Origin of the sequence: Streptomyces spiralis (assembly GCF_014654675.1) — a bacterium.
Taxonomy (GTDB): Bacteria; Actinomycetota; Actinomycetes; order Streptomycetales; family Streptomycetaceae; genus Streptomyces; species Streptomyces spiralis.
In genome coordinates this window covers 21,370-38,546 of record NZ_BNBC01000020.1, presented here as the reverse complement: position 1 = coordinate 38,546, position 17,177 = coordinate 21,370, and the positions used below count along the sequence as shown (strand labels likewise).

Below are 17,177 nucleotides of genomic sequence, written 5' to 3'. Positions count from 1 at the left end.
TGAGGCCCCCCCGGGCGGTCCTGCGATCTTGCGTTCCCGCGTCCTGCACCGCGCGGTGGTCCGTGAGCGCCTGGACGCATCGCCGGGGCTGGTGACGCCCCGCTCCGAGCAAATTGGGCTACTCCATCCAGACCATTTGTCGCGTTTGCGTCGAGCTCAAGGCGGCTAGGCGTCGGCAGAGCGGGCGCTGTTGATCAATGGGTACGAATGCACGGCGGCAGGCAGCCCGAACGGTCTCGACGCAGGTGATCAGTCGCGTAGGAGGAGCCCGATGGGCCGGGTGCACCGCAGGTACACGGATGTCTGCTTGGTCGTCGCTGCTGTCATCGCGGCAGGCGGGGTGGATGTGGGCGCTGCGCACGGACATGAGGCCAGGGGTCGCGCGCAGGTCGCACGGTCCGCGCAGACGCCGGCTGATGCGGTGCACCGGGTAGGTGCAGCGAGTCCGCGCAGTCGGACAGTTCCGGAGAATCGGCGCCCCGTACCTGCAGCAGTTCCCTACACCGCGCCCACCGTGCGTCAGCCCTCGCGACGGATCACCCCTGCCGCATCCAAGACGCGGCAGGCTTCACCCGGGCCGGCTGTGCGAACGGGTTACGCGCGGACTGCGCAGACGGTGATTCACATCGGAAAGTGGTCTCGCGTGGTGAAGAAGGGAGGCCAGGGGCTCGTCAACGGGTGCCGGTACGCCGTGCTGTGGGCCGGGCCTACGCCGGATGCCCATACTCGAGGTACGGCGGTCCTGGTTGGCCATAACTACTGTGGATTCAAGCGGTTTGCCACATTGCCGGTGGGTACGATCGTCACGGTGACAGGTCCGACCTCCGTGGCGGAATACCGGGTTTACGGACACCGGGTCATCAACCGGCAGGGCGGTTCGGGTGCGGGACTGTATGAGGGCGATTTGACCCTGCAGTCCTGCTTGGGCCGCGGCACTGGTTTTTCCTACCTCAGGCGCATCGCTTGATGTCCGGCAGGGATGAGAAGAGGGTCCTGCAGTACGGCGTTGACCATGGTGATCTGGGTGTCGGCGAGCGAGAGCCGGCGGGCCAGGTTTCCGGCGGCGAAGGCCCCGGCGTATCCGGCGCCGAGTACGACGATGCGGTGCTTCATGGCGTTGCTCCTGTCTTGTTCGCGTGCCCCTTGAACGAGACGCCGCCCGATTGCCGACAGGAGCCGGGTATGACGCGGAGCACCGAACCAAGACGATCGGCTGGGCCTCCGACAGGCGCTCGGGCCTGCCTTGGGCAATCGAAACGGGGCGACGGCCAACTGCGGATCGAGACGGCCAGCTGTCGATCGGTGTCACATAAAACTGTCACCCCGGTCGGGATCCTGCTGTACAGCAACGAAGTACAGCAACCCCAGCAACCGGCATCACCCAACAGCAGTCCTCATGGCCCTTCCGGCAGCCTGTACGGCGTCCAATGACCGATCTCTACAGAGCTGCGGATCAGAAGGTCGCAGGTTCGAATCCTGCCGAGTGCGCACAGAGTGGAAGGCCCCGGAGAGATCCGGGGCCTTTTGCGCTGGGCGGGTGGCGGGGCGTTGTCAGTGGGGGGTCGTAGCCTCGTCAGGGATGGGGCAGGTGTGGAAGTGCTCGGGGTTGCGGTGGGCGGCCGGCGGGCCCGCGCTGGTGTGGGCCGGCGGGCGGTCCAGTGCGCTGACGCGGGGGAAGCGGGTGGCCTTCGGGGTCGCGGAAGGGGGAGTGCGGACGTGTGTGGGGGCGCGGGGGCATGTGTGCCCGGTCCGGGCGGTCGTGCCGGGGCGGAGTACGGGGGCGCGGTGCGAGGAGTGCGCGCGGCTGGAGCGGGCGCACTCGGTGGCCGCGGACACGATCGCGGACGACCGGCGGCCGTACCACGTATATCTGGCCTGGTTCGGTGCCGGGATGACCAAGGTCGGGATCACGGCGGTCGAGCGGGGGCCGGCGCGGCTGCTGGAGCAGGGCGCCGTCTGCTTCAGCTGGCTCGGTGCCGGCCCGTTGATGGCCGCGCGCCGGACGGAGGAGCTGCTGCGCGCCGCGCTCAGGGTGCCCGACCGGATTCCGTACGCCGAGAAGCGGGCCGTGCGGTCCAGGCTGCCGGCTGCTCCCGCCGAGCGGGCCGCTGAGATCGCGGAGCTGCACCGAAGAGCCGTCGCACTCGGTGGCTGGCCGGAGTCGCTGGAGCGGGCGCCGTTCCGGCCCGTCGATCACATGGCCGTGTTCGGTCTGGACGGGGTGCCCGCCGCCGTCGGCGAGGTGAGTGAGCTCGTCGCGGGCGGGAGCGTGAGCGGTGAGCTGGTCGCCGCCGCCGGGCCGGACCTGCATCTGGCCACCGAGCGCGGGGTCGTGGTGCTCGATACGCGGCTGATGAGCGGGTGGGAGCTCGGGCCGGCCGGGCGGGTTGCCTCGAGCGTGCCGGTGCGGCCCTTGAAGGAGGCGAAGGAGGCCAGGGGGGTGCAGGACGGGTTGTTCTGAGGACGGGGGTGGACGCAATCCGGGGGACCGGGCGATCGTGAGCCGTATGAATGATCACGTGCGGGATGCGGACCCCGCAGATCCCGGTTCCTCCGGTGGTTCCAGGGGTGCCGCGGAGAGCGGGGAAGTGCGGCGGTTCCGGGAGCGGATCGGGGTGCGGGAGCTCGTCGACGTGCACACCCACTTCATGCCCGAGCGGGTGCTGCGCAAGGTCTGGGCGTACTTCGACGGGCTGGGGCCGCTCACCGGAGGCATCGAGTGGCCGATCACCTACCGGGAGGAGGAGCGGCAACGGGTCGCCCGGCTGCGCGAGTTCGGGGTGCGGGCCTTCACCGCCATGCTCTACCCGCACAAGCCCGGCATGGCCCGGTGGCTGAACGGCTGGGCGGCCGAGTTCGCCCGCCGCACCCCCGACTGCCTGCACACCTCGACCCTCTTCCCCGAGGACGGCGTGCACACCTATGTCCAGGAGGCCGTCGAGGCGGGCGCGCGCGTCTTCAAGGCGCACGTCCAGGTCGGGGCGTACGACCCCGCCGACGAACGCCTCGACCCGGCCTGGGGGTTGCTCGCCGACGCCGGCGTCCCCGTGGTGATCCACTGCGGGTCCGGGCCCGCGCCCGGCAAGCACACCGGGCCGGAGCCGATCGCCCGCGTGCTCGCCCGCCACCCCCGGCTGCGGCTGGTCGTCGCCCACCTGGGCATGCCCGAGTACGAGGACTTCCTCGACCTCGCCGAGCGGTACACGGAGGTGCGGCTGGACACCACCATGGCGTTCACCGACTTCAGCGAGCGGTTCGCCCCGTTCCCGCGCCGCGCCCTGCCCCGGCTGGCCGGTCTCGGCGACCGGATCCTGCTCGGCTCGGACTTCCCCAACATCCCCTACCCCTACGTCCACCAACTGCACGCCCTGGAACGGCTGGAGCTCGGTGACGACTGGCTGCGCGCGGTCTGCCACGACAACGCGGCGCGGCTGTTCGGCCTGGACCGGGACGTTCCCGGGAGGCCCACCAGTCGGCCCTGAGAGACACCTGAGCGTTTCTCAGGGAAATCACAGACTTGCCCAAGCGTGCTCTCAGAGGCGGCCGACAGGGTTGCCGCCATGACCACGATCTCGCCCCAGGGGCGCACCGAACTGCTCAGGCCGGACGGGAGCCCCGTCCGCGTGCTTGTGGTGGACGACGAGCAGTCGATCAGCGAACTGCTCTCCATGGCCCTGCGTTACGAGGGCTGGCAGATCCGCAGCGCCGGGGACGGGCAGGCCGCCGTCCAGGCCGCACGCGAGTTCCGGCCCGACGCCGTCGTCCTCGACATGATGCTGCCCGACATGGACGGACTCACCGTCCTCGGGCGGCTGCGCCGCGAGCTGCCGGACGTGCCCGTCCTCTTCCTCACCGCCAAGGACGCCGTCGAGGACCGTATCGCCGGGCTGACGGCGGGCGGCGACGACTACGTCACCAAGCCGTTCAGCCTGGAGGAGGTCGTGGCGCGGCTGCGCGGGCTGATACGCCGCTCGGGTGCCGCCGACCGGCGCTCCGACTCGGTGCTGGTGGTCGGCGACCTGATGCTCGACGAGGACAGTCACGAGGTGTCCCGGGGCGGGGACAACATCCACCTCACGGCCACCGAGTTCGAACTGCTGCGCTTCCTCATGCGCAACCCGCGGCGCGTGCTCAGCAAGGCGCAGATCCTGGACCGCGTCTGGTCGTACGACTTCGGCGGGCAGGCCAACGTCGTCGAGCTCTACATCTCCTATCTGCGCCGGAAGATCGACGCCGGCCGCGAGCCGATGATCCACACCCGGCGCGGCGCCGGTTACCTGATCAAGCCCGCCGTGTCATGAGCGGGCGACGACGGCCGCGTACGCAGCAGCAGCGACGAGCTCGACAGCCGCGGACGCTGCGCACGCGGCTCGTCGTCGCATCCGTGGCGCTGATCGCCGTGGTCTGCGCGGTGATCGGCACGGTGACGACGCTGGCGCTGCGGTCGCATCTGTACGAACAGCTGGACGGGAGGCTCAGGGAGGTCGCCGCGCGGGCGTCCGGGGTCATGCCGCCCGACGTGCACCGGGACGGCGACCACGCCCCGGTGCCGCCGACGGGCAAGGAGATCGACCTCACCCAGTTCGTCACCAGGGGCCCACAGCCGCAGGGCACGATCGTGGCGGCGGTCGAGAACGGCTCCGTCACCGACGCCAGGGTCGGCAAGAAGGCCAACGACGACAACAACGTTCCGTGGCTGAACGCGGAGTCGCTCAGCCAGGCCCAGACCCGCGCTCTCGGCTCCGTCTCCCGGGACGGCCGCATGCACACCGCGGACATCGCCGACCTGGGCGGATACCGGGTGCAGTACGTGACCGGCCCCAACGGCGCCTATTTCGTGGCGATCCCGACCTCCGAGGTCGACAGCACCATCAACACCCTGATCCTCGTCGAGATCAGCGTCACCGCCGCCGGGCTCGTCGCGGCCTCCCTCGCCGGGGCGGCCATCGTCGGGGTCGCCGTGCGCCCGCTGCGCAAGGTCGCCGCCACCGCCACCCGGGTCTCCGAACTTCCCCTGCACACCGGCGAGGTGAACCTCAGCGAGCGCGTCCCGGAGTCGGAGACCGATCCGCACACCGAGGTCGGCCAGGTCGGCGCCGCCCTCAACCGGATGCTCGACCACATCCACGGAGCGCTGCACGCCCGGCAGCAGAGCGAGACGCGGGTACGGCAGTTCGTCGCGGACGCCAGTCACGAGCTGAGGACACCCCTCGCCTCCATCCGCGGGTACGCCGAGCTCACCCGCCGGGGACGGGAGCAGGTCGGGCCGGAGACCCGGCACGCCCTGGGCCGTATCGAGTCCGAGGCCGGGCGGATGACGCTGCTGGTGGAGGACCTGCTGCTGCTCGCCCGTCTCGACGCGGGCCGGCCGCTGCGGTTCGAGCGCACCGATCTCGTACCGCTCGTCGTGGACACCGTCAGCGACGCCCGGGCAGCCGGGCGGGACCACACCTGGCGGCTCGACCTGCCCGACGAGCCCGCGCCGGTGTCGGCGGACGCGGCACGCCTCCAGCAGGTGCTGGTGAACCTGCTGGCCAACGCGCGCACCCACACCCCGCCCGGCACGACCGTCACCGCGCGCGTCCGGCGGGACGGGCCGTGCCTGTGCGTGGACGTGGAGGACGACGGACCGGGCATTCCGCCGCAGTTGCTGCCGCATGTCTTCGAGCGGTTCGCGCGCGGGGACAGCGCGCGCTCCCGCGCCACCGGCTCGACCGGTCTGGGCCTGGCGATCGTGCAGGCCGTGACGGCCGCGCACGGCGGTGCCGTCACCGTCGACAGCGAGCCCGGGCGGACCGTGTTCACGGTGCGCCTGCCGCTACATCTGCCGGCGCGTGTGCCGGCACGTCTGCCCGTGCTTCCACCGGTCCCCCGGCCGTCCCCGTCCGCGTCCGCGTCCCCGTCCGCGTCCCCGTCCGCGCCCGCGTCCCCGTCCGCGTCCGCGCCCGCCCCCGGCCAGGAGCCGCACTCACAGGCACGGCACAGCGTCACCACATGGGTGCGACAGGGCGGTTGACAAGAGTCGCTGCCATGCGAACCGACTCTTCTCCCGGCACCCTGCCGGCGCGGGAGCATCTCCCGGCCACAGACGCCGGTACGCCTGTCCTGGACGTAGTGATCCCCGTCTACAACGAGGAGAAGGACCTCCGGCCCTGTGTGCTCAGACTGCACGAGCACCTCACGCGTACCTTCCCGTACGCGTTCCGCATCACCATCGCGGACAACGCCTCCACGGACTCCACCCCGCAGGTGGCCGCACGGCTGGCGGCGCAGATCCCCGAGGTCGGGAGCTTCCGCCTGGAACAGAAGGGCCGCGGACGCGCCCTGCGGACCGTGTGGGCCGCATCCGAGGCGCCGGTCCTCGCCTACATGGACGTCGACCTGTCCACCGACCTCAACGCGCTGCTGCCGCTGGTGGCGCCGCTGATCTCCGGCCACTCGGACCTGGCGATCGGCTCGCGGCTGAACCGCAGCTCGCGTGTGGTGCGCGGCGCCAAGCGGGAGTTCATCTCCCGCACCTACAACCTGATCCTGCGCGGCTCGCTGCAAGCACGCTTCTCGGACGCGCAGTGCGGATTCAAGGCGATCCGGAGCGATGTCGCCCGGGTGCTGATGCCGCTGGTGGAGGACACCGGCTGGTTCTTCGACACCGAGATGCTGGTGCTGGCCGAGCGGGCGGGCCTCAGGATCCACGAGGTGCCGGTGGACTGGGTCGACGACCCCGACTCGACCGTGCACATCGTGAAGACCGCGACCGACGACCTCAAGGGCGTGTGGCGGGTGGGCAAGGCCCTGGCCACCGGTTCGCTGCCGCTGGACCGGCTCGGCCGCCCCTTCGGCGACGACCCCCGCGACCGCGAGATCCAGGACGTGCCCAAGGGGCTGGCCCGCCAGCTGGTCGGCTTCTGCGTCGTGGGCGCCCTGTCCACCCTGTTCTACCTGCTGCTCTACAGCGCCTTCCGGCAGTTCTCGGGCTCGCAGATCGCCAACGCGCTCGCGCTGCTGGTCTCGGCGGTCACCAACACCGCCGCCAACCGGCGGCTGACGTTCGGGGTGCGCGGCCCCGGCGGGGCGGTCCGCCACCAGGCGCAGGGCCTGGTCGTGTTCGGCATCGGCCTCGCCCTGACCAGCGGCTCGCTCGCCGCCCTGAGCGCGGCGACCAGCAGCCCGGCCCACTCCACCGAACTCGCGGTGCTCATCGCCGCCAACCTCGCGGCGACCGTGCTGCGCTTCCTGCTCTTCAGGGTCTGGGTCTTCCCGGAACGGCGCGACGAACAGCCGATCGCGCAGCCGTACCCGGCCACCGCCGAACCGTACCCGGCAACCGCCCGGCAGTACCCGGTCACCACCCAGCAGTACCCGGCAACCGCCCAGCAGTACCCGGTCACCGCCGAGCCCACCACCGAGCCGTATCCGGCCGGCACCCAGCGCCACGCGTCCGCCCAGCCGTACCCGTCCGCGCAGCCCTACCAGCAGCCCTGGCCAGGGGACGCCACCGCGCGGCTGCAGCCGGTGCGTCCGGGTGACACCGATCCGAGGGACCCCCGATGACCACTGACTACGACCGCACGAGCCAGCCGCACGGTGCGGGGCAGACCCCGGCCTCCTGGGGGCCGCCGCCCACGGCTCCCCCGAGCTCCTCGGCCGCCGTGGCCGAGAAGCAGCCCCTCGCGCGCCGCCTGTGGCGCGGCCGTCCCGAGGACCCGAGCTGGGCGCGCCCCGCCTTCCTCGGTCTGCTGCTCGCCACCGGCCTGCTCTACCTCTACGACCTCGGCGCCTCCGGCTACGCCAACTCCTTCTACTCGGCGGCCGTGCAGGCGGGCAGCACGTCCTGGAAGGCCTTCTTCTTCGGTTCGCTGGACGCCGCCAACGCCATCACCGTGGACAAGCCGCCCGCCGCGCTGTGGCCGATGGCCCTGTCGGTGCGGATCTTCGGGCTCGGCTCCTGGGCCATTCTGGTCCCCGAGGTGATCATGGGTGTCCTCACGGTCGCCGTGGTCCACGCGGCCGTGCGCCGCCGGTTCGGCCCCGCCGCCGGCCTGATCGCGGGCGCGGTGCTCGCGCTCACCCCCGTCGCGGCGCTGATGTTCCGGTTCAACAACCCCGACGCGCTGCTCGCGCTGCTGATGGCGCTCACCGTGTACTGCGTGATCCGGGCGCTGGAGGACGGCCGGACCAAGTGGCTGGTGTGGGCGGGCGTCGCGGTCGGCTTCGCCTTCCTGACCAAGACCTTGCAGGCCTTCCTGATCCTGCCCGCCCTCGCCGTCGTCTACGGCGTCTGCGCGCCCGTGAGGCTGAGAAAGCGGCTGGTGCAGCTCGCGCTCGCGACGGTGGCGATCGTCGTCTCGGGCGGCTGGTGGGTCGCGATCGTCGAACTGTGGCCGGCCTCCTCACGGCCGTACATCGGCGGGTCGCAGAACAACAGCTTCCTGGAGCTGACCTTCGGCTACAACGGCCTCGGCCGCATCAACGGCGACGAGACCGGCAGCGTCGGCGGCGGTGGCGGCCCGGGCAGGGGCGGTGGTACGGGCCAGTGGGGGGAGACCGGCTGGGACCGGATGTTCAACTCCGAGATCGGCAGCCAGATCTCCTGGCTGCTCCCCGCCGCGCTGATCCTGCTGGTCGCCGGGCTGGTCGTGACCCGGAAGGCCGCGCGTACCGACCCGGCCCGCGGCTCCTTCCTCGCCTGGGGCGGCTCGCTGCTGATGACCGTTGCGGTCTTCAGCTACATGGCGGGCATCTTCCACCAGTACTACACGGTCGCTCTCGCGCCCTACATCGCCGCCGTCGTCGGCATGGGCGTGGCCGTGCTGTGGGAGGAACGGTCCCGGCCGTGGGCGTCGCTCACCCTGGCCGCCGCCGTCACGGCGACCGCCGCATGGGGGTACGTCCTGCTCGACCGCACCCCTGACTACCTGCCCTGGCTGAAGTGGATCGTCCTGGTCGGCGGGCTGACCGCCGCGCTCGCACTGATCTTCGTGACCCGGCTCGGCCGCCGCCTCGTCCTCGCGACGGTCGCCGCGGGCATCCTGACCTCCCTGGCGGGGCCGACCGCGTACACCCTGAGCACGGTGGAGTCCGCGCACACCGGTTCCATCCCCACGGCCGGTCCGGCGGGCGCGAGCGGCATGGGCTTCGGCGGCCGGGGCGGCGCCCCCGGCGGGCGCGGCACGGGCGGATTCCCGGGTGGCGGGGGCATGCCGGGCCAGAACGGCAACGGCTTCCCGGGCGGCACCACGGGCGGGACCGGAGGGACCGGTGGCACCGGCGGCACTGGAGGCACCGGCGGTACCGGAGGCGTCGGCGGCTTCCCCGGCGGTGGCATGCCGGGCAACGGCTTCCCCGGTGGCGGCAGCACCGGCGCAGGCGGCCGTACCGGCGAGGGCGGCATGGGCGGTGGAGGCATGGGCGGTCTGCTCGACGGCGCCCAGGTCAGTTCCGCGGCCAAGAAGCTGCTGGAGCAGGACGCGTCGAAGTACACCTGGGTGGCCGCGTCCATCGGCTCCCAGAACGCGGCCGGCTACCAGCTCGCCACCGGCGACCCGGTGATGGCCATCGGCGGCTTCAACGGCACCGACCCGTCCCCGACGCTCGCCCAGTTCAAGAAGTACGTGGCCGAGGGCAGGATCCACTACTTCATCGCCGGCGGCGGCATGGGCGGTGGAGGCATGGGCGGCAGCGGCACGTCCTCGCAGATCACCTCATGGGTCGAGAAGACCTTCAAGAAGGTCACGGCCGGTTCGGCCACCTTCTACGACCTCACTCGAGAGGTGGGCGGCTGACGGTTCGCCGAGCGGTAGGGGCGGTGCCTGAAGGGGCACCGCCCCTTCCCGTGTCGATGCATCGTACAGCGTATGGGACTCGTTATACGCTGTAAGGCATGTCGCCGACCCCGACCCCCAAAGGCCACTCCCAAGGCCACTCCCAAGGCCACTCCCAGGGCCACCCCCAACGCTGGCTGATCCTGGCCGTCATCTGTCTCGCGCAGCTCACCGTGCTGCTCGACAACACCGTCCTGAACGTCGCCATCCCCTCGCTCACCAGCGAACTGCACGCGGCGACCTCCGACATCCAGTGGATGATCAACGCGTACTCGCTGGTGCAGTCGGGACTGCTGCTCACCGCGGGCAGCGCCGCCGACCGCTACGGCCGCAAGAAGATGCTGGTCACCGGGCTTGCCCTGTTCGGCATCGGCTCGCTGGTCGCCGGACTCGCCGACTCCACCGGGCAGCTGATCGCCGCCCGCGCGGGCATGGGTGTGGGCGGCGCGCTGCTGCTGACCACCACGCTCGCCGTGGTGATGCAGATCTTCACGCCGGACGAGCACCCCAAGGCCATCGGCATCTGGAGCGCCGTCAGCGCGCTGGGCTTCGCCGCGGGACCGCTGATCGGCGGCTTCATGCTGAACCACTTCTGGTGGGGTGTGATCTTCCTGATCAACCTGCCGGTCGCGGCGCTTGGCCTGATCGCGGTCCTCGCCCTGGTGCCCGAGTCCAAGAACCCCCAGGGCGACCGCCCGGACCTGGTCGGCGCGCTGCTGTCCACGATCGGCATGGCCTCGCTGGTCTTCGCGATCATCTCGGGTCCCGCGCACGGCTGGACCTCGGCGCGGGTGCTGGTCACCGCGGCCGTGGCGGTCGTGGTGCTGGGCGCCTTCGCGTACTACGAGAGCCGCATCCCGTACCCCATGCTCGACATGCACTTCTTCCGCGATCGCCGCTTCACGGGCGCGGTCTCGGGTGCGGTGCTGATCGCCTTCGGCATGGGCGGTTCGCTCTTCCTGCTCACCCAGCACCTCCAGTTCGTGCTCGGCTACGGCCCCCTGGAGGCCGGACTGCGCACGGCACCGCTCGCCCTGTCGGTCGTGGTGCTCAATTTCTCCGGCCTCACGGCCAAGTGGACGGCCAAGCTCGGCGCGCCGGTGTCGATCACACTGGGCATGGTGCTGATGTCCGGCGGGCTGGCGTCGATCGCCACCCTTTCCGGGCGCGGGTACGCCGGTACGCTCCTCGGCCTGGTGCTGATCGGCGGTGGCATGGCGGTCGCCGGCCCGGCCATGGCGCACGCCATCATGAGCGCGATCCCGCCGGCCAAGGCGGGCGTGGGCGCGGGCGTCAACGGCACGCTGGCGGAGTTCGGCAACGGCCTGGGCGTGGCCGTGCTGGGCGCGGTCCTCAACGCGCGGTTCGCGGCGCTGGTGCCGGTGGCGGCGAGCTCGCTGCCGGCGGCGCTGGCCGCGGCGCACTCCGCGGAGGAACGGCGGCAGATCACCCACGCGTTCTCCTCGGGCCTGGAGACGAGCCAACTGGTCGGCGCGGCGGCCGTACTGCTCGGCGGACTGCTCGCGGCGGCGTTGCTGCACCGGGCGGAGCGGGCAGGGGAGAACACGGACGCGGAGATGGCGGTCGCCCGGTAGCGCGTGCCGGCGGCCCTCAGCGGCCGCTTAGCATGACGAGCATCGGACCGATGGGAAGGTGCGCCATGGTGAAGGCAGCCGGCGCCAAGGACGCGGCGCGGACCAGTGTCTGGCTGGAGGGCAGGGCGCGTCGGGGTGGGCGCGGCGGCGGGCAGCCGTCGGGGCTCGACCGGGAGCGGATCACCGAGGTCACGGTGCGGCTGCTGGACGCGGAGGGGCTGGCCAAGTTCTCCATGCGCCGGCTCGCCGCCGAGCTGAACGTGACGGCGATGTCCGTGTACTGGTACGTCGACACCAAGGACGACCTGCTCGAACTCGCCCTGGACGCAGCCTTCGGGGAGGTGCGGCTGCCCGACCCGGAGGCCGACGTGGACTGGCGCGACCAGCTGCGCGCTCTCGCGGCCGAGTACCGCGCGCAGCTGGTCCGCCATCCGTGGCTGTCGCCGCTGGCGGGCAGCTATCTCAACATCGGCCCGAACCACCTGGCGTTCTCCAACACGGTGCAGCGTGTCATCCGCCGCGCCGGGCTGCCCGCGCACCGCGTGACGAGCGCGATCTCGGCCGTCTTCCAGTTCGTCTACGGCTACGGCACGATCGAGGGCCAGTTCCTGTCCCGGATCGCGGACAGCGGCATGACGCCGGACGACTACTACGCGCAGGCGATGAGCGCGGTGCGGCAGCACCCGTCTGTGGCGGACTACATCGAGCAGTCCAAGGAGATCATGGAGGCCCGCGGCGGTGACACGGTCGCGGAGATGCTGGACCGCGACTTCACCTACGCCCTGGACCTGCTGGTCGCGGGCATCGAGGCGATGGTCGCCCGGGGCTGATCATCCCTCATCGGCGAGCCGGGCCGGGAAGCCGCCCGTGGCCACCGGTCCCCACCGTTCCGGTGTGATCCGGATGATCGACTTGCCCTGCTTGACCATCGCCTGGCGGTACTCGTCCCAGTCGGGGTGCTCGCCGGCGATGTTGCGGTAGTACTCGACCAGCGGTTCCACGGAGTCCGGCGTGTCGATGACCTCGGCGGTGCCGTCGATCTGCACCCACGGCCCGTTCCACTCGTCGCTCAGCACGACGATGCTCACCCGTGCGTCCCGCTTGGCGTTGCGGGTCTTGGCCCGCTCCGGGTAGGTGGAGACCACGATCCGTCCGGAGTCGTCGACCCCGCAGGTCAGCGGGGAGGCCTGCGGGCCGCCGTCGGTGCGGCGGGTGATCAGCAGGGCCCGGTGCCGGGGCCGTACGAAGTCCAGCAGCTCGTCTCGCGAGACGCGGGTGTTGGTAGCGATGTTCGGTGCCATGGGGGCAGCCTAGGGGCGAAGTGCGCCCCTGTGGCTGACCCTGCTGTGCCTACGCCTGCGGCAGCGAGTCGCCCTGCACCGCCTGGATGTCCAGCTCCACCTTCAGCGTCGTACCGATGGCGGCGATGCCCGCCTGGAGGACCTGGTTGTAGTTCATGGCGAAGTCCTCGCGGCGCAGTTCCGCGGTCGCGCGGAACGCGGCCCGGGTGCCGCCCCAGGGGTCGGCGCCGGTGCCGAGGTAGGCGAGGTCGAGGTCGACCGGGCGGACCACGCCGTGCATGGTCAGCTCGCCGTGGACGGTCCAGCGGTCCGAGCCGGCGGCGGTCAGCCCGGTGGAACGGTAGGTGATCTCCGGGTACCGCTCGACGTCCAGGAAGTCCGGGGACTGCAGATGGCCGTCGCGCATGCCGTTGCCCGTGTCGATGGAGGCGGCGCGGATGACCGCCTCCACACGGGACTTGGCGACCTCGTCCGGGGCGATCTCGATCGTGCCCGAGAAGTCCGTGAACCGGCCGTGCACGCTGGAGATCCCCAGGTGCTGGGCGACCGCGGCCACCGAGGAGTGCGCCGGATCGATGGTCCACGGTCCCGGCGGCGGCAGTTCGGTGCCGCCCTGGCGGGCCAGCGTCACCGTGCCGACCTCGGCCCGGCCGCTGGCGGTGACGATCGCGCTGGAGGCGGCGGGCGCGTAGCCGACCGCGGTGACGATGACCGTGTACGCGCCCGGCACCAGCTCGGTGGTGTCCCGTACGGCGCCCTCGTGGTCGGCCTCGGCGCGCAGCACCTGCGTGCCCGTCATGTCGGTCACCGTGACGACCGCGTGCGACACGGCCCATCCGTCCCGGGTGCGGATCCTCGCGGTCAGTCCCATCCCGTTTTCTTCCCTCTCGATTGCTCGCTCGCCTGCGGGGCGCTTCGGCCGGTGCCGGCGTCGCCCCTTCGGCTCACTCGCGTGCAAAGCCTTGCAAATTGGTCATATGAAACCGGCCCGCGGTGGGGCGCACCTCCGTTCGGAGCACGCCCCGCCGCGGGCCGGATCCGGACTACTCGCCGGGGTGGGCGAGCTCGATGTCGTGGTCGTCGACACCGCGGCCGGTGACGGACAGGGCCGTCGCCACCGGCGGGTAGCCCGTCGCGATGACGGTGTACTCACCGCTGTTCAGGTCGGTGAAGGCGTACGCCCCGTCCGTGCCGGTGGTGGCCGTGCCGACCACGTTGCCCGCCGCGTCCACCAGGGTCACGCGGGCGTCCGCGAGGGGACCGTGCGGGGCCCGGACGACACCCTGGAGCTGGGCGCCGGAGTCGAGGTCGATCTCGACCCGGGTGACCCCGGTGCCGCCCACCTCGACCGGCAGTGCCCGCGGGCGGTACCCGACGGCGTTCACCGCGACGGTCACCGCACCCGGCACCAGCTCGGCGAAGGAGAACTCGCCCTGCTCACCGGTGGTCCCGGTGGCCAGCAGATCGCCGCGCACGTCGGTGACGATCACCATGGCGTCCTTCACCGGCAGCCCGTTCTCCACGGCCCGCACCACGCCGGTCAGCCCGCTGGTGCCGCTGAGCAGGATGTCGTACGCCACCGGCTCGCCGTTCACGACGATCGTGGACGCCTGCGGCTGGAAGCCGTCGGCGGAGGCGATCAGGACGTAGGAGCCCGCGCCGGGCGCGTCCACCGCGTAGGCGCCGTCGGCCTGTGCGACCGACCGGCCCAGCTGGCGGCCGGCCAGCGAGATCAGCGTGACCGCGGCCTGCGGCACCGGCGCGCTCTCGGCGCCCCGGACGAAGCCGCGCACCGGGATTCCGCCGCCGGAGCCGGCAGCCGGCTCACCGGGCGCCACCGTGGCGACCGCGGCCAGCCGCTGCGTGCCCTCCGGGCCGGCCTCCGTGCCGGCGGTGGCGGCGGCCCAGCTGGGCACCCGCTCCTCGGCCGGGGCGGACGGCTGAGCCGCGGCGGCCTCGACGGCCGTGGTCTCGGCCTCGGCGACGACCGGAGTCGCGGCCGGGTCCACCGGGGCGCTCTCGCCCTCGGCGGCCTGCGCCAGCGCGCCCTTCGTGCGCAACGGAACCTCCTTGATGAACAGCGTGATCAGGAAGGCGACGGCGGCCAGCGCGCCGGCGATCAGGAAGATGTCGGCGATGCCGTGCCCGTAGGCGCTCTCCATGACCGTGCGCAGCGGCTTCGGCAGCGCGTTCATGTCCGGGATGGTGTCGGTGCCGGAGCCGGAGCCGAGCTTGGCGTACTTCGGACCGAGGTCGGACAGGCCGTCCTTGACGTAGTGGGTGATCCGGTTGGCCATCACCGCACCGAGCGCGGAGACGCCGACCGCACCGCCCAGGGAACGGAAGAAGGTGACCGTGGAGCTGGCGGAACCGAGGTCGCTCGGGGCCACCTGGTTCTGCGTGCACAGCACCAGGTTCTGCATCATCATGCCGATGCCGAGACCCAGCAGCGCCATGAAGATGGCCATCTTCCAGTAGTCGGTGTCGTACCGGATGGTGCCCAGCAGGCCCAGACCGGCCGTCACCAGCACGCCACCGCTGACCAGCCAGCCCTTCCAGCGGCCGGTACGGGTGATGAACTGACCCGAGACGGTGGAGGAGACGAACAGACCGCCGATCATCGGGATCGTCATGACACCCGACATCGTCGGGGACTTGTCGCGGGCCAGCTGGAAGTACTGGCTGAAGAACACCGTGCCGGTGAACATCGCGATGCCCACGAAGAGCGACGCGAGCGACGCGAGCGTGATGGTGCGGTTGCGGAACAGCCGCAGCGGGATGATCGGCTCGCTGGCCTTGGCCTCCGCGAGCACGAACAGCAGGCCGAGGACGACCGAACCGGCGACCATCGCGGCCGTCTGCCACGACAGCCAGTCGTACTTGTCACCGGCGAAGGTGACCCAGATCAGCAGCAGCGAGACGGCGGCCGAGATCAGGAACGCGCCCAGCCAGTCGACCTTCACCTTCCGCTTCACGACCGGCAGGTGCAGGGTCTTCTGGAGCACGATCAGCGCGATCACCGCGAACGGCACGCCGACGTAGAAGCACCAGCGCCAGCCCAGCCAGGAGGTGTCGGTGATGACACCGCCGAGCAGCGGGCCGCCGACGGTGGCGACGGCGAACGTGGCGCCGAGGTAGCCGGAGTAACGGCCCCGCTCGCGCGGGGAGATCATCGCGGCCATGACGATCTGCGCCAGTGCGGACAGACCGCCGACGCCGATGCCCTGGATCACGCGGCAGACGATCAGCATGCCGGGGTTCTGCGAGAGACCGGCGGCCATCGACGCGACGACGTAGATGATCAGGGCTATCTGGACGAGCGCCTTCTTGCTGTACAGGTCGGCGAGCTTGCCCCACAGGGGAGTGGCCGCGGTCATCGACAGCAGGGCGGCCGTGACCACCCAGGTGTAGGCGGACTGGCCGCCACCGAGGTCGCTGATGATGTGCGGCAGTGCGTTGGAGACGATCGTGGACGACAGGATCGCCACGAACATGCCGAGCAGCAGCCCGGAGAGCGCCTCCATGATCTGCCGGTGGGTCATCGGAGCGCTCCCCGGGGAGCCTCCCCCATGCTTGGCGTGAGCCCGCACACCGGCTGGTGTGGTCGTTGCCATGGGCTTCCTTTACTTACGTGCTTGCGGGTGTACGGGTGGTCAAAGTGGTCTCTTCGACTACGGGCGCGGCGGGTTCGGGGATCCGGACGGCGCTGGTCCGGCAGTCGCCGAAGCTGTCGCGCAGCCGGGTCATCAGCCGGATGAGCTGACCGACCTCGTCGTCGGTCCAGTCGCTCAGCCGTTCGGCGAACAGGTGTGTGGTCCGCCGGTACAGGTCGTCCAGCCGGTCCACTCCCACGGGCGTCAGGCGCAGGATGCGCGAGCGCTTGTCCGCGGGGTCCGGCAGCCGCTCGATCCAGCCGCGCGCGGCGACGTGCGCCACATGCCGGCTGGTCACCGACATGTCCACGGCGAGCAGCTCCGCGAGCTTGCTCATGCGCATGTCGCCATGACGGCCGAGCAGCGTCAGCACGGCTGCCGAGCCCGCCGGACAGTCGGACGGCAGGATCCGTCCCATGTCCCGTTTCACGGCTCCGATGGCGCTGAGCTGACGCGCCAGCTCTTCGAACTGCGCCTGCCCGGCCATCACACCTCCCGTAATCGTTGCTTGGGGCAACCATACGGGCGGTTGGTTGCTGCAGGCAAACAAATCGGTGGTCGGCGGCGCAAAAACTTGGCAAAGGCAAGTATTGCGAACGTAAACCTGCAGGTGGAGAAGGCAGCCCGTCCCGGGGTCCCCCCGGCGGAGTTCGAGGACGAGGCCGTTCAGGCCGAAGCGGGGGTCCGGGGGCGGCAGCCCCAGGGACGGCCACACCGACTCGGGTGCGTGTGAAGGAGCACTCGGGTGCGTGTGAAGGAGCAGCGGAAAGAGCCCCCGCGCTTGGGCAGCCCCCGCGTTTTCGCTAG

The 17,177-nt window shown here is 71.3% G+C and carries 13 protein-coding genes; 8 read left to right on the top strand and 5 right to left on the bottom strand.

Translation table 11 applies throughout. From position 1 onward, the window contains the following. Positions 1-945: 945 nt before the first annotated feature. Positions 946-1,113, bottom strand: coding sequence for a hypothetical protein (locus IE318_RS21120; protein ID WP_189902772.1), 168 nt, complete (start codon positions 1,111-1,113; stop codon positions 946-948). Positions 1,114-1,579: 466 nt separating this feature from the next. Here IE318_RS21120 and IE318_RS21115 point away from each other — a divergent pair, with 466 nt between their 5' ends. The 8 genes from IE318_RS21115 (at position 1,580) to IE318_RS21080 (ending at position 12,246) form a co-directional block, all read left to right on the top strand. Then, a complete protein-coding gene (locus IE318_RS21115) occupies positions 1,580-2,461 on the top strand; it encodes a DUF2797 domain-containing protein (RefSeq protein WP_189902613.1) in 882 nt (293 codons plus the stop codon). A 46-nt stretch (positions 2,462-2,507) separates the two neighbouring features. Beyond that, entirely contained in the window at positions 2,508-3,482 is a 975-nt protein-coding gene (locus IE318_RS21110; RefSeq protein ID WP_189902610.1) for an amidohydrolase family protein, read from the top strand. Positions 3,483-3,560: 78 nt separating this feature from the next. Beyond that, positions 3,561-4,301, top strand: coding sequence for a response regulator transcription factor (locus tag IE318_RS21105; protein WP_030180354.1), 741 nt, complete (start codon positions 3,561-3,563; stop codon positions 4,299-4,301). Next, the gene (locus tag IE318_RS21100; RefSeq protein ID WP_189902608.1) at positions 4,298-6,016 is read left to right on the top strand and encodes a sensor histidine kinase; all 1,719 of its coding nucleotides are present in this window, start codon (positions 4,298-4,300) and stop codon (positions 6,014-6,016) included. The genes IE318_RS21105 and IE318_RS21100 overlap by 4 nt, the downstream gene beginning before the upstream one ends. A gap of 14 nt (positions 6,017-6,030) precedes the next feature. Beyond that, a complete protein-coding gene (locus IE318_RS21095) occupies positions 6,031-7,551 on the top strand; it encodes a bifunctional glycosyltransferase family 2/GtrA family protein (protein ID WP_189902606.1) in 1,521 nt (506 codons plus the stop codon). Beyond that, positions 7,548-9,782: a glycosyltransferase family 39 protein gene (locus tag IE318_RS21090; protein ID WP_189902603.1), complete on the top strand. Its 2,235-nt coding sequence runs from the start codon at positions 7,548-7,550 to the stop codon at positions 9,780-9,782. The genes IE318_RS21095 and IE318_RS21090 overlap by 4 nt, the downstream gene beginning before the upstream one ends. Before the next feature lie 98 nt (positions 9,783-9,880). Further along, the gene (locus IE318_RS21085) at positions 9,881-11,416 is read left to right on the top strand and encodes an MFS transporter (RefSeq protein ID WP_189902601.1); all 1,536 of its coding nucleotides are present in this window, start codon (positions 9,881-9,883) and stop codon (positions 11,414-11,416) included. A 65-nt stretch (positions 11,417-11,481) separates the two neighbouring features. Further along, positions 11,482-12,246 carry a TetR/AcrR family transcriptional regulator gene (locus tag IE318_RS21080; RefSeq protein ID WP_189902598.1) on the top strand — a complete coding sequence of 255 codons (765 nt, stop codon included), beginning with the start codon at positions 11,482-11,484 and terminating at the stop codon, positions 12,244-12,246. On the opposite strand, the gene IE318_RS21075 is transcribed toward IE318_RS21080, so the two are convergent. From IE318_RS21075 to IE318_RS21060, 4 genes are all read right to left on the bottom strand, one after another. Next, on the bottom strand, positions 12,247-12,717 hold the full coding sequence (locus tag IE318_RS21075; RefSeq protein WP_030180363.1) for a PPOX class F420-dependent oxidoreductase: 471 nt from the start codon (positions 12,715-12,717) through the stop codon (positions 12,247-12,249). Between the two features lie 49 nt (positions 12,718-12,766). Continuing rightward, positions 12,767-13,588, bottom strand: coding sequence for a YceI family protein (locus IE318_RS21070; protein ID WP_189902596.1), 822 nt, complete (start codon positions 13,586-13,588; stop codon positions 12,767-12,769). 172 nt (positions 13,589-13,760) lie between these two features. After that, positions 13,761-16,259, bottom strand: a complete 2,499-nt coding sequence (locus IE318_RS21065; RefSeq protein WP_494487403.1) for an MFS transporter — start codon at positions 16,257-16,259, stop codon at positions 13,761-13,763. Between the two features lie 85 nt (positions 16,260-16,344). Further along, positions 16,345-16,857: a MarR family winged helix-turn-helix transcriptional regulator gene (locus IE318_RS21060; protein ID WP_189902592.1), complete on the bottom strand. Its 513-nt coding sequence runs from the start codon at positions 16,855-16,857 to the stop codon at positions 16,345-16,347. Between the last annotated feature and the right edge of the window lie 320 nt (positions 16,858-17,177).